Raw genomic sequence first — 17843 nt, 5'->3', positions numbered from 1 at the left:
TATGGGGTCGGTGCATGACGTGGCCGCCGGGCTGGCGGACACCCGAAACGACTGTGAAGGGCAGGTAAGACCAGGCAAGGCGATCCCGAACCTGGCACCGCCCGAAACCTCCACCGCGCACGCGGCGTAGAAGCAGCAGTAAACACCCCGCCGCGAGACGGGAGACTCCCGTCTCGCGGCGGGATGAAGTCAAAGCTTCACGGCCGCGTACAGTTCGCCTACTTCCTTCAGGCTCAGCGACCTGATGGTGCCGGGCTTGGTACGGCCCAGCTTGACGGGCCCGAACTCGATCCTGGCCAGGTCGATGATCCGGTGACCCGCCTCTTCGAGCATGCGCCGTACGACATGCTTGCGGCCCTCGTGCAGCACCACCTCGACCAGCGCCTGCTGGCCGTGCTCCTGCACGATCGCGAAGCTGTCGGCCTTGGCCAGGCCGTCCTCCAGCTCGATCCCCTGCTTGAGCCTGCGGCCCAGGTCACGCGGGATCGGGCCGGGGACCTTGGCCCAGTATTTCTTCTGCACGCCATAGCTCGGGTGCGTCAGCCGGTTGGCCAGCTCACCGTCGTTGGTCAGCAGCAGCAGGCCCTCGGTCTCGGTGTCGAGCCGGCCCACGTGGAACAGCCGCGGCGCGAGCTCCTCCACATAGTCGGCCAGGCACGGCCGCCCCTGCGGGTCGTCCATGGTGGAGACCACGCCGATGGGCTTGTTCAGCGCGTAGTAGACCAGGTCGGGCGCGGTCGGGATGCGCTTGCCGTCCACGTGGATGATCTGCGTGGCCGGGTCCACCTTGGCCCCGAACCGCCGCACGACCTGCCCGTTCACGGTGACACGACCGTCACCGATCATCTCCTCGCAGGCACGCCGGCTGGCCACGCCCGCCTGGGCGAGCACCTTCTGCAGCCGGACGCCGCCGGGCACCTCGGTGGTGTCCCGCTCGTCGGTGTAGCCGGCGGGGAAGAGGGCGGGGTCACGCATCGGCTGACGCGCCGTCTTGAACCGGTCCCTGGGCGCCTGCGCCCGCCCGCCACGGCTGTCGCCGTAGCCGGCGCGCGGCGAGCCGCCGACCGTCTGCACGTCATCTCGTCTCGGGGTACGGCCACCGTCCCGGGTACGGCCGGCTCCCTCATCACGCCTGCCGAACCTGGCGCGGGTCGTGCCCCCCTGGGAGGCGCCTTCCCTGCGCCCGCTGCGGTCGGCCTTGAACCCGCCACGGTCCTCGCGGTCACCACCGCCGCGCACCGGACGGGACCCGCCACGATCGTCCCGCGAGCCCGTACGGCCCTCGTCACGGCCGCCACGCGAGTCCGAGCGGAAGTCACCACGAGACGTCGAGCCCTCACGGGGTGCGGAGCTGTAGCCCTCACGGGGTGCGGAGCTGTAGCCCTCACGGGAGCGATAGCCCTCACCCTCGCGGTGAGCGGAACCCTCACGGGAGGTCGACCCGTAACCGTCCCGGGAGGCGGAACCGGAACCCTCGCGGGAACCGTAGCCCCCACGGGAGCCGGAACCCTCGCGGGAACCATAGCCGTCGCGGGAGGTAGAACCGGAGCGCTCGCGCGAAGTCGAGCCGTAGCCCTCACGAGATGCTGAGCCGTAGCCCTCGCGGGAGCTGGAGCCCTCGCGGGAGCCATAGCTCTCGCGGCCGCCGGGGCGGGAGTCGTAGCCGCGCTCGGACCTGCCGCCGGCGAAGCCCGTACGCTCGCGGCTGTCACGCCCAGGCGACCTGCCGTACCTGGTGCGGGCCCCGCCACGGTCGGCGCGGAGCGAGTCACGGCCGGATCCGGCTTCGCTCCTGGAGTCGCGGCCATTGCCACGACCGGCGTCGTCACGGCGGGGGCCGCCGCGAGAATCGGTGCGGGGCGCGCCACCGCGAGAATCGTCGCGGCGGAATCCACCACGGGAATCGTCGCGGCCACCCCGGGCATCGCGGTCATCGCGGCGGAACCCACCGCGGTCGTCGCCACGGGAACTCCCCCGCGAACCGCCGCGGTCATCGTTGCGGGACGTCGTCCGCGAAGCGCCGTAGCCGCCACGGTCGTCGCGGGAACCGCCGCGCGGGCCGCCGAAGCCGCCGCCGCGCGAGTCACCGCCACGGGAGCTGCCGCGCGGGCCACCACGGCTGTCGCCACGGGGGTCATCGCGACGCGGGCCGCCGCGCGCGTCACCGCGCGAGTCGTCGCGGCGCGGGCCGCGTGCCTCACCACGGGAATCGTCGCGGCGCGGGCCGCGTGCCTCACCGCGTGAGTCGTCACGGCGGGGAGCATGCGCGTCGCTGCGTGAGTCGTCGCGGCGGGGACCGCCGCGGGTGTCGTCTCGGTGGGAACCGCCGCGGGTGTCGTCTCGGTGGGAACCGCCGCGGTCGTCGCGGCGGGGACCGTCACGGAAGTCGTCGCGGCGGGGACCGCCGCGCGAGTCGTCCGAACGGAAGGCGGGACGTCCACCACGGCCTGCGCCGCCGGTGCGTCCACGACCGCGTCCATCACCGGACGGGGTGCTTCGCCTGTTGATCACTTTGTTGTCTCCTCGAGGTTTTCCACGTCGTCGGGGAGGAAGGGCGCGAGCTCAGGAAGCTCGCTCAGATCCTTCAGTCCCAGACGTTCAAGGAAGTATGAGCTTGTCCGGTAGAGCAGTGCTTGGCTCTCCGGGTCGGAACCGGCCTCTTCGACCAGCCCCCTCGCGACGAGCGTCCGTATGACGCCATCGCTGTTGACACCGCGTACCGCGGCTACGCGAGCGCGGCTCACCGGTTGCCGGTAGGCCACGACCGCAAGTGTTTCCAGCGCGGCTTGGGTCAGCCGCGTCTGCTGGCCGTCACGGACGAACCGCTCGACCAGTTGCGCACAGTCGGCGCGCGTGTAGTAACGCCAGCCGCCTGCGACCTGTCTCAGATCGAAACCCCGTGCGGCGGCAGTGTATTCCTCGGACAGCTCCCGCAGGGCCGCCGCCACCTCCTGTGTGGGGCGCTCCAGCACCTGAGCGAGGGTGATTTCGGCGACGGGCTCGTCGACGACCAGCATGATGGCTTCGAGCGCCGCCTTGAGCCCGGGCCCCTCCACCTGCTCCTCAACGGACGCCGTCACAGCGGACGCGCCCGTTGCGCCGAACTCCACCGCCCCAGTACTCACCGCACCGGCGCCAGAAAAGGCCACCGGCGAATCCTCCCCCGCGCTTCCGGCACCCTCCGCGCGCCCGGCAGCCTCGGAATCCTCGGCGCTCCCGGCACCCTCCGCGCGCCCGGCGCCCTCGGAACCCTCGGCAGTCCCGGCACCCGCAGCGCTCTCGGTGCCCCGTGCGGTGTCGATGCCCCGTGCGGTGTCGGTGCCGGAAGGATCAGCGCCTGGGTCGGTGACGGCCGAGGTAAGGGCGGCATTGGCTCCAGCGACATCAGGCCCAGCGCCGTCAAGACCAGCGCCGTCTAGGTCAGCGGCATTCAGGTCAGCGGCATTCAGGTCAGCGGCATCTAGGTCAGCGCCGTCCAAACCAGCGGCGTCGAGGGCCTCGGTTGAGTCGGAGGGCTTGGGGGTGGGGATTGGTTCGGGGTCGGGGGGTGGGGAGGCGAGGGAGCCTGGGAGGGTCATCCAGGCGGGGATCCGGTCCGTGTCGAGGGCCTCGTCGGGGTGGTCAGTCATCTGCAGGCTTCTCCGGACTCTCCTCGTAGTCGTCGCCCACCGAGACGTCACCGTCGTCGGCGCCTGTCCAGGTCACGTGCAGGTCGCCGAGTGGTTCGAGCTGGTCGAACGTGACGGCCGACTCCCGGAAGAGCTCCAGGACGGCCAGGAAGCGGGCGATGACCTCGTAGGTGCCCTCGCAGTCGGCGACCAGGGCCCGGAAGGTGGCCCTGCGCATCCGGCGCAGGCGCTGGATCAGGATAGCGGCTTGCTCGCGGACGCTGGCGAGCGGTTGGTAGATGTGGCCGACGTTGACGGTCGGGGGAAGCTTGGGGGTGAAGGCACGGGCGGCGATCCTGGCGAGCTGTTCGGGGCCGATGCCAAGGATGAGCTCGGGCAGCAGGTCGGCGAACTGGGGCTCCAGGGGCGCGGTCCGGGGGAAGCGGAGGGCTTCGGAGGCCATCCGCCCGGCGAAGACCTTGGCCACCTCCTTGTAGGCCTTGTACTGCAGGAGGCGGGCGAACAGCAGGTCGCGGGCCTCCAGCAGGGCCAGGTCCTCCTCGTCCTCGACCTCGCCCGAGGGCAGCAGCCGGGCCGCCTTGAGGTCCAGGAGGGTGGCGGCGATCAGCAGGAAGTGGCTGGTCTGGTCGAGGTCCCACACCGGGCTGCGGGAGCGGATGTAGGCGATGAACTCGTCGGTGACCTGGGAGAGGGAGATCTCGGTGATGTCGAGCTTGTGCTTGGAGATCAGGCCCAGCAGCAGATCGAAGGGTCCCTCGAAGACGTCCAGGTGAACCTGGAAACCCTGAGGCTCGGTCTGCTGCTCGGTCACCTGGCCATTGTGGCAGCCGCGGGCCAGCGCGACAGCACTTCGCGCGCGAGCTCGCGGTAGGCGTTGGCGCCCAGGGACGACGGGTCGAAGGTGGTGATCGGCTCGCCGGCGACGGTGGCGTCGGGGAAGCGGACGGTCCGGTTGATCACCGTGTGGAAGACCTTGTCGCCGAACGCCTCGACGACGCGGGCGAGGACCTCACGGCCGTGCAGGGTGCGGGCGTCGTACATGGTGGCGAGCAGGCCCTCGATCTCGAGGTCCTCGTTGAGGCGCTCCTGGACCTTGGTGATGGTGTCCATGAGCAGCGCGACGCCGCGCAGCGCGAAGAACTCGCACTCCAGCGGCACCATGACGCCCTGCGCGCAGGTGAGGGCGTTGATGGTGAGCAGGCCGAGCGACGGCTGGCAGTCGATGAGGCACACGTCGTAGTGCGGCAGCAGCGGCTTGATGACGCGGCCGAGCACCTGCTCGCGGGCGACCTCGGTGACCAGCTGGACTTCGGCGGCCGACAGGTCGATGTTGCTGGGCAGCAGGTCGAGGCCCTCGACGCCGGTTTCGAGCAGCACGTCCTCGGCGGTGACGTTGCGCTCCATCAGCAGGTTGTAGACCGTGAGGTCGAGCTGGAGCGGGTTGATGCCGAGGCCGACGGACAGGGCGCCCTGCGGGTCGAAGTCGACGAGCAGCACCTTGAGGCCGTATTCGACGAGGGCGGCGCCGAGGTTGATGGTGGTGGTGGTCTTGCCGACCCCGCCCTTCTGGTTGACCATGGCGACCACGCGCGCCGGGCCGTGCGTCACGGGCGCGACCGGCTCGGGGAACACCGGCCGGGGCCGCCGCGTGGGGCCCAGATTGACGCCGCTGGAAGGCGCGTTGGTCTTGGTGTCACCCCAGGGGTTGTCGGGGGTCCCCGGGGTCGAACCGTTGGTCTTCACAGTCACCAGCTCGAACCTCCCTGACGATCCCGAACCGGACCGTCCGGACGGACACTATGGCGTCACCACCAAACCCGGCAAGGCGGCACGCCGGAGTCACACGCGCAAAGGGGGCACGCCGGAGTGCCGCGTGACCCAGAAAACTATAGATCACTTCAGGGCACGGGGATGCGCCGCGGCGTAGACCTCGCGGAGCTTGTCGACGGTGACCAGGGTGTAGACCTGGGTGGTCGTCACCGAGGCGTGGCCGAGCAGCTCCTGGACCACCCTAACGTCGGCGCCGCCGTCGAGGAGGTGGGTTGCGAAGGAATGGCGGAGAACGTGCGGAGATATCCCGGCGAGTCCGGCTCGGTCGGCGGCGGACTGCAGCACCTCCCAGGCTCCCTGCCTGGTCAGCCGCCCGCCCCGGGCGTTGAGGAACACCGCGGGGGTGCCGCGGCCGTGGGCGAGCAGGCCGGGCCTGGCTCTGACCAGGTAGGCGTCGAGTGCCGAGCGGGCGTAGCGGCCGAGGGGGACCACCCTGGCCCGGCCGCCCTTGCCGCGCAGCAGCACCTGCTCGTGCTCCAGGTCGTCGACCGCCAGGCCGATGGCTTCGGAGATGCGGGCGCCGGTGCCGTACAGGACTTCGAGCAGGGCGCGGTTGCGGAGGGTCAGGGGCGCGCCGTCGGGGCCGGAGGCGGCGATGAGCCGCTCGACCTCGTCGACGGCGACGGCCTTGGGGAGCCTGCGGAGCTGGCGCGGCGGTCGTACGGCGCGGGCGGGGTCGTGCTGGGTGGCCCCCTCGCGCAGCGCGAAGCGGTGCAGGCCGCGGACGGCGGAGACGGCGCGGGCGGCCGAGCCGGCCACGAGGGCGGGATGTTCGCCGTCGCCCTCGCGCAGCGCGACGAGGAAGGCCCGCACGTCGGCCTCCCCCACCTCGTCGAGGCGGAGGCGGCCGCGGGCCCGCAGATGCTCCAGATAGCGGCGCAGGTCACGACGGTAGGACGCGAGCGTGTTGGCAGCAAGGCCCCGCTCCACCGCCAGATGGGCGAGGTAGCTGGAGAGCACCGCCTCCACGGCTCTGGTCCTTCCGTCAGGCCTCGGGTGCGTCGGCGGGGCGCATCAGGCCGAACCCCTCAACCGAAGCCGCGTACGCGGCGAGGATACCGGCCACCGCCGGGGAATTGTGGATCATTCCCATGAGGGCTTTCTCGACGGCGTCGGCCAGCGGCACCCATTCGACCGGCATGCCGATCTCCTCGTGCCGGTGGACGAAGCCGTTCTCCTCCTCGGGGATCTTCGTCAGGTCGCGGGCCAGGAAGACGCGGATGCGCTCGTCGGACATGCCGGGCGAGGTGTAGAGGTCGACCAGGGTGTGCCAGGTGCGGGCGCGGTAGCCGGCCTCCTCGGCGAGCTCCCTGGCGGCCCCGGTGACCAGCGATTCGCCTTCTACGTCGCGCAGTCCGGCGGGCAGCTCCCACAGCAGGTGGCGCGTCGGGTGGCGGTACTGCCGGATGAGCAGGACCCGGTCGTCGTCGTCGAGCGCCACCACGGCGACGGCGCCGGGATGGATCACGTAGTCGCGGTCGGCGTCCTCGTCGCCGGGCATCCGCACGGTGTCGGTGACGACGTCCATGACGTGCCCGCTGAAGCGCCGCTTGGACTCCACGACGTCCCACGCCTCGGGCGTGTCCTCGATCTTCACTTGGTCACCTTGTCGGCGAAGCGGCTGTCGGCGTAGACGAGGGCGGCGGTGATGAGCCCCTTGAACATCGGGTTGGCCCGGGTCGGCCGGGAGCGGAACTCGGGGTGCGCCTGGGTGCCGATGAAGAACGGGTGCGTCTCGGGGGGCAGCTCGGTGTATTCGACCAGGCGGCCGTCGGGCGAGAGCCCGGAGAAGACCAGCCCGACCTTCTCCAGCTTGGCGCGGTAGGCGTTGTTGACTTCGTAGCGGTGACGGTGGCGCTCGTCGACCTTGGCCTTGCCGCCGTAGAGCTTGCGGGCCAGCGTGCCGTCGCCGAGCTTGGCGGTGTAGCTGCCCAGGCGCATGGTGCCGCCCATGTCGCGCTCGCCGGCGACGACGTCCTCCTGGTCGGCCATGGTGGAGATGACGGCGTGCTTGGTGTCGGGGTCGAACTCGGCGGAGTTGGCCTCGGTGATGCCGGCCATGTTGCGGGCCGCCTCGATGACCATGCCCTGCATGCCGAGGCAGATGCCGAGCAGCGGGATCTTGTGCTCCCTGGCGTGCCGGATGGCGCCGATCTTGCCCTCGATTCCGCGCACGCCGAACCCGCCGGGGATCAACACGCCGTCGACGCCGTCGAGCTCGCGCTCGGCGCCTTCGGGGCTCTCGCAGTCGTCGCTCTTGACCCAGCGGATGTTGACGCGGGCGTCGTTGGCGAAGCCGCCGGCGCGCAGCGCCTCGGTGACCGACAGGTAGGCGTCCGGCAGGTCGATGTACTTGCCGACCAGGGCGATGGTGACCTCCTTGGCCGGGCGGTGCACGCGGCGCAGGAGCTCCTCCCACTCCTTCCAGTCGACGTCCCGGAACGGCAGGCCGAGCCGGCGTACGACGTAGGCGTCGAGGCCCTCGGAGTGCAGCACCTTGGGGATGTCGTAGATGGAGGCGGCGTCGACGCAGCTGACCACGGCGTCCTCGTCCACATCGCACATCAGGCTGATCTTGCGCTTGATCGCCACCTGCACGGGCCGGTCGGAGCGCAGCACGATGGCGTCGGGCTGGATGCCGATGCTGCGCAGCGCGGCCACGCTGTGCTGGGTGGGCTTGGTCTTGAGCTCGCCGGAGGGGCCGATGTAGGGCAGCAGGGAGACGTGCAGGAAGAAGACGTTGTCGCGGCCGACCTCGTGCCTGATCTGCCGCACCGCCTCCAGGAACGGCAGCGACTCGATGTCGCCGACCGTGCCGCCCACCTCGGTAATCACCACGTCCACCTCGGGGCCCGCCATGCCACGGATGCGGTCCTTGATCTCGTTGGTGATGTGCGGGATGACCTGGACGGTGTCGCCGAGGTATTCGCCGCGCCGTTCCTTGGCGATGACGTTGGAGTAGACCTGGCCGGTGGTCACGTTGGCCGAGCCGTGCAGGTGGGTGTCGAGGAAGCGCTCGTAGTGGCCGACGTCGAGGTCCGTCTCGGCGCCGTCGTCGGTGACGAAGACCTCGCCGTGCTGGAACGGGTTCATGGTGCCGGGGTCGACGTTGAGGTAGGGGTCCAGTTTCTGCATCGTGACGCGCAGTCCGCGTCCCTTGAGCAGGCGGCCGAGGCTGGATGCCGTGAGCCCCTTGCCGAGACTGGAGGCGACACCGCCGGTGACGAACAGATGCTTGGTTTGCGATGCGCTGCGCAAGGAGGCTCCCGTGGCTCGAGGTGTGGTCAAGTGTCCACGGGCTCTCAGGATATCAAACAACGTCCCCGACATGCCCGAACAGGGCGACCTAGCGGTAACTTTGGTCCTTATGTCACTTGTACGGCGGGCGGTGGGCACGCTCATCCACCGTGCCTACGCGGCGATCCGCAGCGCGGGCGCCATCACCCCGGCCTCTCCGGGAGGTCACGCGTTCCGCCGCCTGGGTGACGGCGCGAAGATCGCTTTCCCGCCGGGGGCCATCTTCGGCGAGCAGTGGATCGAGATCGGTGACCACACCCTGATCGGCGAGCGCGTGTCGCTGTCGTGCGGCATGTGGCCGGGCGCCGACCTGGGCCCGGACTCGATCCTGCGGATCGGCCCGAGCTGCTCGATCGGCCGCGGCTCGCACATCGTCGCCCACCAGTCGATCGACATCGGCGCCGACGTCTTCACCGGCCCGTACGTCTACATCACCGACCAGAACCACGTCTACGACGACCCCGAGACGCCGATCGGCAGGCAGTGGCCGCGCAACAGCCCGGTCTCGATCGGCTCGGGGTCATGGCTCGGCACGGGCTCGATCATCCTGCCGGGGACCAGGCTGGGCCGCCAGTGCGTGGTGGCGGGCGGCGCGGTGGTGCGCGGCGAGTTCCCCGACCACAGCGTGGTGGCGGGCGTGCCGGCCAAGCTGGTACGCAGCTACGACGCGGACTTAGGCTGGCACGCGAACGACCGCTTGGTCACCACCTGGACCGAGCATGCTTCTGGCGGTTAGCGTCAGATCATGCGGACCGCTATCTGCGAACGCCTCGGCGTCGAATTCCCCCTGTTCGCCTTCAGCCACTGCCGCGACGTGGTGGCCGCGGTCACCAACGCGGGCGGTTTCGGCGTGCTCGGCGCGATCGCGTACACACCCGAGCAGCTCGACACCGAGCTCACTTGGATCGACGAGCAGGTGGGCGGCCGGCCGTACGGCGTGGACGTGCTCGTGCCCGGCAAGGTCGACGCGTCCGCGCTGGACGGGGGCGCGCGGCTGGCCGAGTCCATCCCCGAACGGCACCGCGACTTCGTCACCCACCTGCTGTCGAAGTACGGCGTGAGCGGCCCGGCGCCGGTGGCCCGCGCCTCGGCGGACGAGCTCGGCAGGCGGGTGACCGCGGCGGGCGCGACCGGGCTGGTCGAGGTGGCGCTCAAGCACCCGATCGGGTTGATCGCCAGCGCGCTGGGGCCGCCGCCGCCGGAGATGGTGGCCGGCGCGCGGGCGGCAGGGGTGCCGGTCGCGGCGCTGGTCGGCACCGTGGAGCACGCGCGCAGGCAGGTGGCGGCGGGCGCCGACCTGATCGTCGCGCAGGGCACCGAGGCGGGCGGCCACACCGGCGAGATCTCCACGATGGTGCTGGTGCCGCAGGTGGTCGACGCCGTGGCGCCGGTTCCGGTGCTGGCGGCCGGCGGCATCGCCTCGGGGCGGCAGATGGCCGCGGCCATGGCGCTCGGGGCGCAGGGCGTGTGGTGCGGCTCGGTCTGGCTGACCACCGAGGAGGCCGAGACGGCGCCCGCGGTGAAGCGGAAGCTGCTGGCCGCCTCCTCGCTCGACACGGTCCGCTCCCGCTCCCGTACCGGCAAACCGGCCCGGCAGCTCAGGTCCGCCTGGACCGAGGAGTGGGACGCCGGCCAGGAGAGCCCGGGACCGCTCGGCATGCCGCTGCAGATGCTGGTGGCCGAGACCGCCATGCAGCGCATCGGCCAGGCCGCCGAGCGGGGCGAGCCCGGCGCGGTGGAACTGGCCAACTACTTCGTCGGGCAGGTCGTGGGCCAGCTCGACCGGGTCAGGCCGGCCCGCGAGGTGGTCTACGAGATGGTGAGCGAGTTCGGTGACGCGGTGGAGCGGCTGGCCCGGCTCTCCCGGTGACGGACCGCCTCGGGGCCTTACCGGAGCTGCTGCGCGGCACCGGGATCCCGGCGCACGTGCAGATCGAGCGGTGGCTGCTGGAGTCGATCGCGGGCGGCGAGATGGAGCCCGGCGACCGGCTGCCCGGCGAGCGCGCGCTGGCCGCGCGGCTCGGCGTGAGCCGGATGACCCTCCGGCAGGCGCTGGCCACGCTGGAGCGTGACGGCGTGCTGGTGCGGGTGCCCGGCCGGCGCGGCGGCGCGTTCGTGACCGAGCCGCGCATCGAGTGCGACCTGACGGGGCTGGCCGGGTTCACCGAGCAGATGCGGCGCGCGCACCTGCGGGCCGAGGCGCGGATCCTGGTGGCCGCCACCGTGCCCGCCTCCCCCGCCGTGGCCGCCGCGCTGGAGGTCCCGGCCGGCGAGCCCGTGCACGAGGTGGCGCGGGTGCGCTCGGCCGGGCAGACGCCGGTGGCGCTCGAACGGTCCTTCTTCCCCGCCCTGCCGGGCTTCCTGGCGCAGGATCTCGGCGGGTCGCTGTATGCGCTGCTCGCCGGGCGCTACGACCTGGCGCCACGCACCGCGCTGGAGCACCTGGACCCGGTCATCGCCGCGCCCGCCGAGGCGGCCGAGCTCGGCATCGAGCCGGGCACGCCGCTCATGCTGATCGAGCGGACCGCCTACGCCGAGGACGGCGTCCCGGTGGAGTACGCGCGCGACCTGTTCCGCCCCGACCGGGTGCGCGTCTCGGTGCGCAGCGGTGTCAGCGCAGCCGCTCCCCCGCCGGGTCGTACAGCGGATCACTGACCACGCTCCCGGCCACCCAGGCGCCTTCCACCTCGACCTCCACCTTGGTGCCGGGCTCGGCCTCCAGGTAGGCGTAGGCGATGGACGACGCCACCGTGTGGCCGTAGCCGCCGGAGGTCACGCGGGCCACCACCTGCCCGTCGATCCGTACCGGCTCGTTGCCGAGGGCGACGGCCGCAGGGTCGCCGAGCGTGAGGCAGCGCAGCCTGCGCGCCGGGTGCGGGTCCAGCGCGTCCTTGCCGAGGAAGTCCTTGTCCCGCTTGACGCAGAAGCCCAGCCCGGCTTCGTACGGGGTCGTCTCCGGGCCGAGGTCGGCGCCCCAGACGCGGTAGCCCTTCTCCAGGCGCAGGCTGTCGATGGCCTTGTAGCCCCCGGCCAGCATCCCCTGCGGCTCGCCCGCCCGCCACAGCGCCTGCCAGAGCGCCAGGCCGTACTCGCTGGAGCAGTAGAGCTCCCAGCCGAGCTCGCCCACGAACGTCACGCGCAGCGCCAGCACCGGCACGTCGCCGACGGTGAGCTCCCGTGAGGTCAGGAACGGGAACTCCAGCGGGTCGGGGGTGAGGGTGGACAGGATGTCGCGGGCGCGTGGCCCCCACAGGCCGAAGCAGGCGTACTGGCCGGTCACGTCCGCGACGCGCACGTCGGCGCCGCGCAGCCGGGCCTGCTTGCGCAGCCAGCCCAGGTCGTGCGAGCCGAAGGCGGTGCCGGTGACGATGAGGAACTCCCGCTCGGCCCGCCTGGTGACGGTGAAGTCGCACTCGATGCCGCCCCGGCGGTTGAGCGCCTGGGTGTAGGTGACCGCGCCGACCTCGCGGGCCACCCGGTTGTCGCAGACCCATTCCAGCAGCGACGCCGCGTCCGGGCCGGTGACCTCGATCTTGGCGAACGAGCTCTCGTCGAACAGGCCCGCCGCCGAGCGGGTGGCCCGGTGCTCGGCGGCGATCGCGGGTGAGAAGTTGCGCCCGGCCCAGCCTCTCGGCCGCTGCCCGTCCGCGCCCTCGGCGTTGCGCTCGTAGTGGTTGACCCGTTCCCAGCCCGCCTTCTCGCCGAAGACCGCGCCGTGCGCGGCGTGCCAGCCGTAGACCGGGGAGACCCGGAGCGGGCGGCCCGCCGAGCGCTCGTCGCCCGGGTAGCGGATGTCGTAGTAGGTCTCGTAGTTCTCCACGGCGCGGGCCAGCGTGTAGGACGGCGAGCGGTACTGGCGGCCGAAGCGGCGGATGTCCATGTGCCAGACGTCCATGCTGGGCTCGCCCTCGACGATCCACTCGGCCATGACCTTGCCGATGCCGCCTGCCCCGGCGATGCCGTGCGCGCAGAACCCGGCCGCCACGTAGAAGCCGCCGACCTCGGTCTCGCCCAGGCAGAACTCGTTGTCCGGGGTGAACGCCTCCGGCCCGTTGATCAGCTTGCGGATGCCGACGTCGCCCATGGCGGGCACCCGGATCCGGGAGTTGTCGGAGATCTCCTCCAGGCGCGGCCAGTCCTCGGCGAGGAGGCGGCCGTTGAAGTCGGCGGGGATCGCGTCATAGCTGGTCCGATCGGCCGTCCACGGCGCGCAGGTGCGTTCGTAGCCGCCCATGACCAGCCCGCTCACCTCTTGCCGGTAGTAGACGAGCAGGTCGGGGTCGCGCAGCGTCGGCAGCCCGGTGTGCTCGTGGAAGCCCTCGGTGACCACGTACTGGTGCGACATCGGCACGATCGGGATCCGCACGCCGGCCATCCGGCCGAGCTCGGCGGCGAACATGCCGCCGCAGTTGACCACGATCTCGCAGTCGATGTCGCCCTGGTCGGTGCGGACCCTCGTCACTCTGCCGCCGGTCACGTCGAGGCCGAGCACGCGGGTACGGGTGCGGATCCGGGCGCCGCCCTGCCTGGCCTTGGCGGCCAGCTCGTAGCACAGCCGGGAGGGGTCGATCTGGCCGTCGGTGGGCAGGTAGGCGGCGCCGACGACGCCCTCGGGGTTCATCAGCGGGAACAGCTCGACGGCCTCGGCGACGGAGATCTCCTCCAGCGGCAGGCCGAACGTGCGCGCCCAGCCGATCTGGCGGCGGATCTCGGCCATCCGCTCGGGGGTGGAGGCGAGCTTGATGCCGCCGCACTCGGTCCAGCCCGCGTCCAGCGTCCGGTAGAGCTCGACGGAGTATTGGTTCATCCTGGTCAGCGTGGGGTCGGCGCGGAGCTGACCGACCAGCCCCGCGGAGTGGAAGGTCGAGCCGCTGGTGAGCTCGTCACGCTCCAGCAGGACCACGTCCCGCTCGCCGAGCCGGGTCAGGTGGTAGGCGACGGAGGCGCCGCCCACGCCACCTCCGATGATCACGATGCGGGCCGAGTCGCTCATGCTGGCGAGGCTAATCGCCGCATGATCAAAGGTCTAGACCGTTCGGCGGGGTGGCGCTTAGCATCGACCATGGCCATGCCCGAGGTCCTCGACCGCATTCCCCTGCTGTCCGGTGTGCCCCGCTCCGTGGAGGAACTGCCCGGCGGGATGACCAATCGCAACTACAAGGTCACCACACCCGGCGGGGCCTACGTGGTGCGGGTGTGGGCGAGCGACGGCTCGCTGCTCGCCATCGACAGGGACGCCGAGCACGCCGCCTCGATCGCCGCCGCGCGGGTGGGGGTGGGAGCGCCGGTGCACGCCTATCTGCCGGCCGAGGGCGTGCTCGTGGTGGGGTTCATTCCTGGGCGCACGTTCACCGAGGCCGATCTGCGGGAGCCGGCCAACCTGCCTCGGGTGGCGCGGGCCTGCCGGCAGTTGCACGCGGGGCCGCGGTGTGTCCGTGACTTCGACATGTTCGACATTCAGCGGCGTTACCTGGCGATCGTGCGGGAGCGGGGGTTCCGGCTGCCCGCCCGGTATCTGGACTTCATGCCGCAGGTGGCGCAACTAGCGAAATGTCTGGAAATACAGGCAGAAGGCACCGTTCCGTGTAACAACGACCTGCTGCCGGGCAACATCATCGACGACGGCGACCGGCTCTGGCTGATCGACTACGAGTACGCGGGCAACAACGACCCCTGCTTCGAGCTGGGCAACGCCTGGAGCGAGTCGGACCTGCCGCTCGACCACCTCGACGAGCTCGTCACCGCCTACTACGGCCGCCGCCTGCGCAACAAGATCGCCCGAGCGCGGCTGCTCGGCCTGATGTCGAAGTACGGCTGGACCCTGTGGGCCTCCATCCAGGACGGCGCCAACGACACCATCGACTTCGACTTCTGGGGCTGGGGCATGGAGAAGTACGAGCGGGCGGTGGCCGAGTTCGACGGACCGGACCTCGCGCGCCTCATGGACGAGGCGGCGCGGGCAGACTAGAGCCATGTTCGCCGCACTCACAGGGCTGGGCCTGTCCACCGCCGCCGGCCTGAACGCCTACATCCCACTGCTGGTCGTCGGCGTGCTGGCGAACCTCACCGACGCGGTGAAACTGCCGGACGGCTACGACTGGCTGTCCAACTGGGGCGTGCTGGCTGTCATCGCGGTGCTGCTGGTGGCGGAGATGGTGCTGGACAAGGTGCCGGTCGTCGACAGCGTCAACGACGCGATCCAGACGGTGGTGCGCCCGGCCTCGGGCGGCGTGGTCTTCAGCGCCACCAACGCCGCCGCCGAGCTCGACGGCTCCACCTGGATGACGGCGAACCCCTGGGCGAGCTGGCTGCTGGGCATCGTGGTGGCGCTGGCCGTACACGCGCTGAAGTCGGCGACCCGGCCGGTGATCAACGCGGGCACCGCGGGGGTGGGCGCACCGGTCGCGAGCACCGCCGAGGACGCCGGCGCGCTGGGCATGAGCCTGATCGCGGTGTTCATGCCGCTGCTGGTCATCGTGGTGTTGGCGCTGCTCGCGCTGGCGGCCTGGTGGGCGATCAGGAGAGTACGCCGCTTCCGGGCGAGAAAACAGAGTCGCCCGGCGGGCTGACCCGCATCCGCCTCCAGGGTGATTCACCGGCACCCCTGACGTCCGTACCGTGAGGTCGAGGCGGACGATCGCCTGCACGAGCCGTCCGGGCCATCGTGGTCCCCGCCCGGCGCCCGGACGTACCCGGGCCCGGCAGCACGTCCCGCTGCCGGGCCCCGGATCGAAGGCCACCCGCCCAGGAACCCCACGTCGCGCCCGCTCGTTGCATCCGACGAGTGCGGCCCAAGGGAGATATCCTCAAGGCGAGAACTCAACAGGAGGTGGCCACGATCAGCGAAATCATCCTCATCGTGCTGGTGATCCTGGCATTCCTCCTACTGGTGGCCGGAGTCGGCATCTACTTCCTGGTCAAAGTAGGCAGGAAGGCCGCGGTCAAGGCGAGGCAGGCCACGACCAGACTCACCACGCACGTCAACGCGATGGGCACCGGCGACGCCGCCGAGGTGGAGCGCCTCCGCCTCGACCTGCGGCGCGAGGTCTCCCTCACCCGCCAGGCCGTGGAGCAGGCCCAGCAGCAGGGCTGGGGCCTCGGCGACCTGCCGGTCCTGCTGGCGGACCTGACCGCCCAGGCCGACGTCCACGACAGCCAGCTCGGCATGTACGCCCAGCAGCGCCGCGTTTCCCCTTACGTCGACCACACCACCCTCGACCGGCTGCGCCAGCACCAGGCCAAGCTGACGGCCATGTGCGCCCGCATCCGCGCCGACCTCCTCAGCGACCAGGTCCAGCACACCGCCACCGGCATCAACGACCTGCACTCCCGCACCGACCTGGAGATCGAGGCCCGCCGCCGCGCCCCCGACCCCCTGGACGAGATCGACGACCTCTACCGCCGCACCATGCAGGACCGCCGAGACCCCTCCTGAGCCCTCCGCCCGACGCCTCCTGACGCCGGGCCGGCCCAGGAGGCGACCCCGAGGACGGCCTCCCCTGACGGATTCCCTCCTCCGCTGGGGCGCTGGACCGCCGACGGTCCCGGACGCGCATCGGTTTCCCGGTCAGGCGCCGAGGCCACCCCGCCACTCGCGGTGAACGATTCGGCGTACTCCGCCGCCGAACCTCCCTTGTCGAGGACCGCGCGGGCCGCCTGCGCCTGTGCGGTGCCGGGGAGATGCCCGTCGAGCAGGATCGGGAGCGAGAGCCTGCGGCCCAGCACCTCCTTCGCCGAGATCCCGTACGGCCTGCGTACCACTGACACGTTGACCCGCAGCGCATGCTCGTTGCCGGGCGGCACGCCGGGACGGTCGACCTCGATGGCGGCGTACCGGTACCTATGGGCCCGGTCACAAGCGGCACAGCCGGCGGGCCCCCGGCTCAGCGCGCCCCCGCACTCCGCGCACGTCAGCCGATCGTAGGCGGCGTCGACGACCCGCCAGAGATGCCGATCGACCTCGTCGACCACCATCTCGGCGATCCTTGGCTCGCCAGGTGTGCCTGACAGAAATCCCAGTCAGCCAACTCACCCACCATCCCACCTGTGCTACGGTTCTTCTAAGTCAGTCAACTAACTAAGGAATCGATATGATCGTTGTAACGGGAGCGACCGGAAACGTCGGACGCACGCTGGTCCGGCTGCTCACCCAGGCCGGCGAGCCGGTGACGGCCGTTTCACGGAAGATCACCACCGCCGACGTGCCGCAGGGAGTGCGGGCCGTCGCCGCAGACCTGGCCGACCCGGCAAGCATCCTGCCCGCCCTCGCCGGCGCCGACGCGATGTTCCTGCTGATCTCCGGCGACTTCGTGGCCGTGGCCGACAACCCCAGCGACATCATCAGCACCACCCTGAGCAACGCCAAGGCCAACGGAATCACCCGCGTCGTGTTGCTGTCCTCCCAAGGCGTGGCAACCCGCCCAGAGTCCCCCTCGCACGGCAAGATGGGCCAGTCCATCGAAGACGCCGTCCAGCGGTCCGGCATGGACTGGACGATCCTGCGCCCCGGCGGTTTCCACTCCAACGCCTACGCCTGGGCCGAGCCCGTCCGTACTCGGCGAACCGTCGCCGCCCCCTTCAGCGACGTCGGCCTTCCGACGGTCGACCCGGACGACATCGCCGAAGTCGCCGCCGTGGCCCTGCGCGAGAACGGCCACACCGGCCGGACGTACGTCCTGACGGGCCCTGCCCTCACCACCCCCCGCGAACGAGCCGCGGCGATCGGCGACGCACTCGGCGAGCCGATCCGCTTCATCGAGCAGACCCACGACGAGGCCCGCACCCAGATGCTCCAGTTCATGCCTGAACCCATCGCCGACACCACCCTGGCCATCATCGGCACCCCCACCCCGGCCGAGCAGCGCATCAGCCCCGACATCGAACGCATCCTCGGCCGCACCGCCACCCCCTTCACCCACTGGGCCCACCGCAACGCCCCAGCCTTCCGCTGACCCAACCGTCACCAACCCCCACTGCCCGGTCGCCGACCAGGGACGGCTTCGGCGCACGGAGCAACATTTCCGGAAGGCGCCAAAAGTCAACTCAATGCAGGTTTCCCACCCATCTGGGCTGCCCCTTAATGCTTTG

Annotated in this window: 16 protein-coding genes; 7 read left to right on the top strand and 9 right to left on the bottom strand. The window is 71.1% G+C overall.

The window, feature by feature from the left end; all coding sequences use genetic code 11:
* Positions 1-189 precede the first annotated feature (189 nt).
* The 7 genes from IEY87_RS45850 to pyrG all read right to left on the bottom strand — a co-directional run bounded on the left by IEY87_RS45850 (position 190) and on the right by pyrG (position 8717).
* Positions 190-1239, bottom strand: coding sequence for a pseudouridine synthase (locus tag IEY87_RS45850; RefSeq protein ID WP_225277482.1), 1050 nt, complete (start codon positions 1237-1239; stop codon positions 190-192).
* Positions 1240-2507: 1268 nt separating this feature from the next.
* Positions 2508-3080 carry an SMC-Scp complex subunit ScpB gene (gene scpB, locus IEY87_RS45845; RefSeq protein WP_268241360.1) on the bottom strand — a complete coding sequence of 191 codons (573 nt, stop codon included), beginning with the start codon at positions 3078-3080 and terminating at the stop codon, positions 2508-2510.
* Positions 3081-3621: 541 nt separating this feature from the next.
* Positions 3622-4440: a segregation and condensation protein A gene (locus IEY87_RS19220; RefSeq protein ID WP_189140063.1), complete on the bottom strand. Its 819-nt coding sequence runs from the start codon at positions 4438-4440 to the stop codon at positions 3622-3624.
* Positions 4437-5378, bottom strand: coding sequence for a ParA family protein (locus tag IEY87_RS19215; RefSeq protein ID WP_189140062.1), 942 nt, complete (start codon positions 5376-5378; stop codon positions 4437-4439). Before IEY87_RS19215 ends, IEY87_RS19220 begins: the two co-directional genes overlap by 4 nt.
* A gap of 144 nt (positions 5379-5522) precedes the next feature.
* Positions 5523-6428 carry a site-specific tyrosine recombinase XerD gene (locus IEY87_RS19210; RefSeq protein ID WP_189140061.1) on the bottom strand — a complete coding sequence of 302 codons (906 nt, stop codon included), beginning with the start codon at positions 6426-6428 and terminating at the stop codon, positions 5523-5525.
* Positions 6429-6444: 16 nt separating this feature from the next.
* Complete coding sequence (locus IEY87_RS19205) at positions 6445-7056, bottom strand: NUDIX domain-containing protein (RefSeq protein WP_189140060.1); 612 nt, start codon at positions 7054-7056, stop codon at positions 6445-6447.
* Entirely contained in the window at positions 7053-8717 is a 1665-nt protein-coding gene (gene pyrG / locus IEY87_RS19200) for a CTP synthase (RefSeq protein ID WP_189140059.1), read from the bottom strand. The genes IEY87_RS19205 and pyrG overlap by 4 nt, the downstream gene beginning before the upstream one ends.
* Before the next feature lie 109 nt (positions 8718-8826).
* Between pyrG and IEY87_RS19195 the strand changes: the two genes are divergently transcribed.
* From IEY87_RS19195 to IEY87_RS19185, 3 genes are read left to right on the top strand one after another with little or no spacing between them, the layout of a single operon-like run.
* On the top strand, positions 8827-9492 hold the full coding sequence (locus IEY87_RS19195; RefSeq protein WP_225277481.1) for an acyltransferase: 666 nt from the start codon (positions 8827-8829) through the stop codon (positions 9490-9492).
* Between the two features lie 9 nt (positions 9493-9501).
* Positions 9502-10626, top strand: coding sequence for an NAD(P)H-dependent flavin oxidoreductase (locus tag IEY87_RS19190; protein ID WP_189140057.1), 1125 nt, complete (start codon positions 9502-9504; stop codon positions 10624-10626).
* Positions 10623-11411, top strand: a complete 789-nt coding sequence (locus IEY87_RS19185) for a GntR family transcriptional regulator (RefSeq protein WP_189140056.1) — start codon at positions 10623-10625, stop codon at positions 11409-11411. The genes IEY87_RS19190 and IEY87_RS19185 overlap by 4 nt, the downstream gene beginning before the upstream one ends.
* Here the strand turns inward: IEY87_RS19185 and IEY87_RS19180 are convergent.
* Positions 11368-13749, bottom strand: a complete 2382-nt coding sequence (locus tag IEY87_RS19180; RefSeq protein WP_189140055.1) for a GcvT family protein — start codon at positions 13747-13749, stop codon at positions 11368-11370. The genes IEY87_RS19185 and IEY87_RS19180 overlap by 44 nt on opposite strands.
* A 69-nt stretch (positions 13750-13818) precedes the next feature.
* On the opposite strand from IEY87_RS19180, the gene IEY87_RS19175 reads away from it, so the two are divergent.
* The 3 genes from IEY87_RS19175 (at position 13819) to IEY87_RS19165 (ending at position 16191) form a co-directional block, all read left to right on the top strand.
* A complete protein-coding gene (locus IEY87_RS19175; RefSeq protein WP_189140054.1) occupies positions 13819-14724 on the top strand; it encodes a phosphotransferase in 906 nt (301 codons plus the stop codon).
* 4 nt (positions 14725-14728) lie between these two features.
* The gene (locus IEY87_RS19170) at positions 14729-15325 is read left to right on the top strand and encodes a DUF4126 domain-containing protein (RefSeq protein ID WP_189140053.1); all 597 of its coding nucleotides are present in this window, start codon (positions 14729-14731) and stop codon (positions 15323-15325) included.
* A 260-nt stretch (positions 15326-15585) separates the two neighbouring features.
* The gene (locus IEY87_RS19165; protein ID WP_189140052.1) at positions 15586-16191 is read left to right on the top strand and encodes a hypothetical protein; all 606 of its coding nucleotides are present in this window, start codon (positions 15586-15588) and stop codon (positions 16189-16191) included.
* On the opposite strand, the gene IEY87_RS45840 is transcribed toward IEY87_RS19165, so the two are convergent.
* Positions 16152-16730: a hypothetical protein gene (locus IEY87_RS45840; RefSeq protein ID WP_225277480.1), complete on the bottom strand. Its 579-nt coding sequence runs from the start codon at positions 16728-16730 to the stop codon at positions 16152-16154. The genes IEY87_RS19165 and IEY87_RS45840 overlap by 40 nt on opposite strands.
* A gap of 116 nt (positions 16731-16846) precedes the next feature.
* On the opposite strand from IEY87_RS45840, the gene IEY87_RS19155 reads away from it, so the two are divergent.
* Entirely contained in the window at positions 16847-17707 is an 861-nt protein-coding gene (locus IEY87_RS19155; RefSeq protein ID WP_189140051.1) for an SDR family oxidoreductase, read from the top strand.
* The last annotated feature ends 136 nt before the right edge of the window (positions 17708-17843 follow it).

The organism is Nonomuraea glycinis, assembly GCF_014646515.1.
In the GTDB taxonomy this organism is placed as follows: Bacteria; Actinomycetota; Actinomycetes; order Streptosporangiales; family Streptosporangiaceae; genus Nonomuraea; species Nonomuraea glycinis.
The sequence above is the reverse complement of the archived record's forward strand: the minus strand, read 5'-3'. Positions and strand labels throughout refer to the sequence as shown.